Here is a 4758-nt window from a genome sequence, read left to right on the forward strand (position 1 = left end):
ATTTACATGTTTACAGTGGACAAAGCCTCCGGAATTGTTTATACTAAACCTATACCATCACAGTCTGTAGCTGTATATCTTAGAAAAACTGACAAGGGTGCTGTGAAGGCACCCTCCAGAAAATTTGGGTATCTATTAAGAACAGTTAAGATTAGGTAATCTTTCGTTCATTCTCAGATACCTAGCAACTTTTCAAATCACTTTTTCTTACTTTTTATATTTAAATTTCTAAAAAATAGAAGAGTGTACATTTTGTAGCACTCTGCTTTTCTCTTTGAAAGTATTAATCCTTTTCTTACTATATTTAGTTTTCAGTACACTTGTTTTTTTAGAGATCTTTTTACTACTACGTTTTTTAAATTGCACGTTGGAATCAAAATTTAACTCTCCTTTTTTGTCTGCAAGTGCAGGTAGCCTTCTCTCATCTTGAGGTGTAATGAAAGATAACGCGTGTCCTTCAGCTCCAGCGCGTGCAGTCCTACCTATGCGATGAATATAGTCAGCTTGCGATTGTGGTACATCATAATTAATAACATGTTGAATGTGGGGAATATCAAGACCACGAGAGGCAACATCTGTTGCAACCATGATTTGATTGCGACCACGACGAAAGGAATTGATGACTCTTTCGCGTTTGTGCTGTCTTAAGTCACCATGAATTGCTAAAGTGCTATAGTTATCTTTGCGCAATTTGTTGGCCAGCTGATCTGCTCCTTGCTTTGTTTTTACAAAAATAATGATTGATCCTTCACGTTGACATAGTTGTGTAACAAGTTTGCCATATTTTTCTGATTCTGATGCATAAATAATTTCTTGCTTGATTTTAGTGGAAGTTGTAGCTTCATGCTCAATAGAAACACGTTCTGGCTGACTGAGGTATTTCTCAGCGAGTTTAACTATATCACCAGGAAGAGTTGCAGAGAACATTAGAGTTTGCCGTATTTTTGACATATATTTCATGATCTCTTCAATTTGAATTCCAAAACCCATATCGAACATACGGTCTGTTTCATCAAGCACAAGAGTGTTGATATTGTGAGTAATCAAAGTTTTACGTGCAATATGGTCTATAATACGACCAGGAGTACCTATTACAATTCGCGGCTTTTTTCTTAACTGATTTAGCTGCTTGAAGATAGGCTCACCACCGATTAGTAAGGCAATCTTTAATACAGAATTTTGAAATAAGAGTTTTCTTATCTCATTCGTTACCTGCTGTGCTAACTCTCGGGTTGGTACTATAACTAAGGCTGAACTAGCACTAGACTCATCTAACAACTTAGCAACCAACGGAATAGCAAACGCCAAAGTTTTTCCAGTTCCTGTTTGAGCAGATCCGAGAATATCTTTACCCTGTAGAGCTAAAGGAATTGCCTGTGTTTGAATTGGAGTTGGAACGGAAAGATTGTGTTTGCCTAGAGCTCGCCTAAGCAAAACTGGAAGATTCATCTCTTGAAAGCTGCTCACAAAAACTTTTGCCATAAAAATACGATTAATCTTCTAGCAGCTTTAAATTTATTGCAGATTTTTTTTCTTCTCCATTTCTACCTCGCTCCTCTTTAAGCTCATAGCTTACTCTTTCCCCTTTTATTCCCTTTTCCTTATTTTCTCCTCTAAGTGAATCAGGTCTTATTCCTGAACGCTCTAACGTACTGATATGTACGAAAACATCACTTCCTTTAGCTTCTGGCTTAATAAAACCATAGCCTTTTTCGGCATTAAACCACTTTATATTACCAAATTCCATTTGAACAACTCCTAAAACTGTTAACTAACCTTACTAATGTGATGAAAAACTTTAAAATTATAATTGAGAATACACAAAGCTTAGCCATTGAAACTAAACTTTTATGCTCCATAGTCTATCCTAACATTACACACTCATAGTACACAATTATTGTACCTGATGCAACTAAATTTTCTAATTGTTGAGCGAGCCTGCAACTGTCATTTCACTAACTTTAATCGTTGGTGAATTAAATTGCCCACAAAAAGTTAAATCGCTTGCAACAACTAAATTGTTAAACATGTCTTTTAAATTGCTGGCAACAGTAATCTCGTGTATTGGATACGCTATTTTTCCATTTTCTATAAAAAATCCTGATGCGCCTTGACTGTAATCACCATTGATTAGATTAACACCAAAACCAAACAAATCAGTTATGTATATTCCCTTTTTCACTTCCTTAATTAATTCCTCAAATGATATACTGCTATTTTCAATATAAAGATTACTAGCTATGGGAGCAATTGCGGCATTACCTGCGCGAGTTGCATTTCCAGTTGTTTCCAAGTTTAATTTTTTAGCTGAATATAGATCTAAAATCCAATTTTGTAGTACTCCGTTCTTTACAAGTGTATTTTTCCTGCTGATTATTCCTTCTCCATCAAATGGTCTTGATTCTATACCCCTTGGCAATAATGGGTCATCAATAATGTTGATTCTATCGTTGAAAATCTGAGTATTTAGACTATTTCTCAAGAAAGAGCTGTTACTTACAATGTTACTGCCATTTATAGCAGAAGCAAAACTTTTCACTAACTCTTTTGCTGCTCTTTTTTCAAAAATAACTGGAAATTTACCAGTTTTGATTGTGCGTGAATTTAATTGGTCAATTGCCCTTTTTCCTGCCTCTTTTCCTATTAATTCTGGTGACTTTAAATCGCCGAAATTGCATGCTACATCGTAGTCATAACCAACCTTCATTTCACTTTCTTCTCCAGCAATAACGGAAACTTGATTAACAAAGATTGATTTGCTAAATGAGTCAATAAAACCAGAAACGGTAGATAACGCTGTATTTACTAAGGTATGTGAAGAATAGGCTCCCTCGGAATTGATGATATTTTTATGTTCAAGGGCTGAATTTTCTGCAGCTTCAGCAATCCCTTTTAAATTATCAATAGTTACAACACTATTGTCTAAGATACCTAAGTCTGCAAAAGAGGTATAATTATTTCCACCTATGGCAAAATTAATGTAAGGATCTTCTGGTGCGTTCTTTGCCATTTCTACTACTTGATTGACCGTATCACCAAGGTTGTTTAAATCGTTTGTAGAAATATACGCAGCTTTGGTCTTGCCTGCTATAGCTCTAATTCCTATCGTGCAATTCTTAGATTGTGATATTTGTTCAATTTTTGACAGCCGTTGAGAAACTGAGATTTTGTTGGTTTCATATATTGTAACTTCTGCATCTTGGTTCTGCTTTTTTATCAGCTTGACAATATCTGATGCAATATTTAGTATATTCATTTCTTACCCATTAGGTTTCTATAAAGATTCTGCACCACCTATGACTTCGATCAAGTCAGTTGTAATTGCTGCTTGACGAGAACGATTATAAAGCAGTGCTAGCTTATCCAGTATCTCTTTAGTGTTTCTATTTGCTGATTCCATTGCAACCATTCTAGCACTATTCTCACTTGCTGCGCTCTCAAGTAAAGCAGAGTAAAGGGCAGCTGCAACGTAACTTTGAATCAAAGATCGTAAAATAAATTCAGTATTTTGTGGCTCATATTCATAGCTGTAATCTGCTATTGAATTAGCCAGAGAGTTATCAATCAAAGATGAATCTTGACTCCATGGTTTTATTGTTTCCAACGTTGGTTTTTGTGTGAAAATATTATAAAACTTGTTATAGAAAACCTCAATTTTATTGTACTTATTGAGATCCATACTATCAATCAAGGATTCTATATGCCTTAGCGTAATTCCCTTGCTGTTTTCAATTTTTAAAATACTTTTAGAGTCAAACCTATTTTTACCTATATCAAAAGCTTTTTTACCCCAAAATACAACATCTACCCTTCTGCCATTTGTGATTAATTTATTTACATGCTCTTGACTAAATTTGACGATGGAAGAATTAAAGTTGCCGCACAAGCCGCGATCAGATGCAATAATAAATACTAGGTTAGGATCATCATCACTGGTGTTTAAAACTTTTGCCATTAATTCTTGACCAACCGCTAACACTAATGGAGGAACAATGCTATGCAGCTTAGATATATACAATTTTGAACTTGATAGCTTTTTTTGGCTCTGCAATAACTTCGCTGCAGAAACCATTCGCATTACTTTTGTAGTTTTCTGTACAGACCTAATATTCTTAATTCTTAAGGATAATTCCTTTAAGCTCTTCATTCTATATAAAACTCTGGTTTATAAAAATATACAACTGTTCATGTCAAAAAACAAGTTCTTTGATATGAAGAAGATATAATACCAACCTTTGTTATTGGGAGGGCGAATAGAATATCATGATGAATTGGATCAAACCTGTAGTTATAAGCAAGAAGCGCTAGACCTCTTTCATAACTATATAACAAACTTTTGACAGAGCATTGGTATTCAATGGAAACAAAAAAACTACTTGAAAAATTCTCCCTCAACCCCCTTATTATAATACTAGGGCTATTATTTATCTTTAGTCTGTACAGATTAAACGGCAAAAAGCTCAATGCACTTGGCATCTTATATTTAATTTTTTGTACTGTATGTACCTCATGTCTTTATTTTTACCTAATACAAGCTAAAATGCGTTTGTTAAAGCATTTAAGGCAGTAAAAAACGCTAATTTAAAAGATAGATAGTGAATAACTAGCTAACTGGGTTTCTTTTACCTTTTTTTTGCTTAGTAAGTTTCTTAAATATTAAGGCAATTCATGAATGAACATTTATTTTTGCAACAAGTGGTGTTATTCCAGCGCGTAACGCTGGGATAGTTTTGTTGCAAAGTAGACATTTAACTACCG

General features: G+C 34.4%; 4 protein-coding genes. All 4 read right to left on the minus strand.

What is annotated here, in order from left to right; genetic code table 11:
* Positions 1-228: 228 nt before the first annotated feature.
* Positions 229-1467, minus strand: a complete 1239-nt coding sequence (locus IHO13_RS04520) for a DEAD/DEAH box helicase (protein WP_225538470.1) — start codon at positions 1465-1467, stop codon at positions 229-231.
* Between the two features lie 25 nt (positions 1468-1492).
* A complete protein-coding gene (locus IHO13_RS04525) occupies positions 1493-1747 on the minus strand; it encodes a cold-shock protein (RefSeq protein WP_225536800.1) in 255 nt (84 codons plus the stop codon).
* Between the two features lie 174 nt (positions 1748-1921).
* Positions 1922-3256: a TldD/PmbA family protein gene (locus IHO13_RS04530; RefSeq protein ID WP_225538471.1), complete on the minus strand. Its 1335-nt coding sequence runs from the start codon at positions 3254-3256 to the stop codon at positions 1922-1924.
* A gap of 18 nt (positions 3257-3274) precedes the next feature.
* The gene (gene atpG, locus IHO13_RS04535) at positions 3275-4147 is read right to left on the minus strand and encodes an ATP synthase F1 subunit gamma (RefSeq protein WP_225538472.1); all 873 of its coding nucleotides are present in this window, start codon (positions 4145-4147) and stop codon (positions 3275-3277) included.
* Positions 4148-4758 lie beyond the last annotated feature (611 nt).

The sequence above is a fragment of the Wolbachia endosymbiont of Mansonella perstans genome, from assembly GCF_020278605.1.
Lineage (GTDB): Bacteria > Pseudomonadota > Alphaproteobacteria > Rickettsiales > Anaplasmataceae > Wolbachia.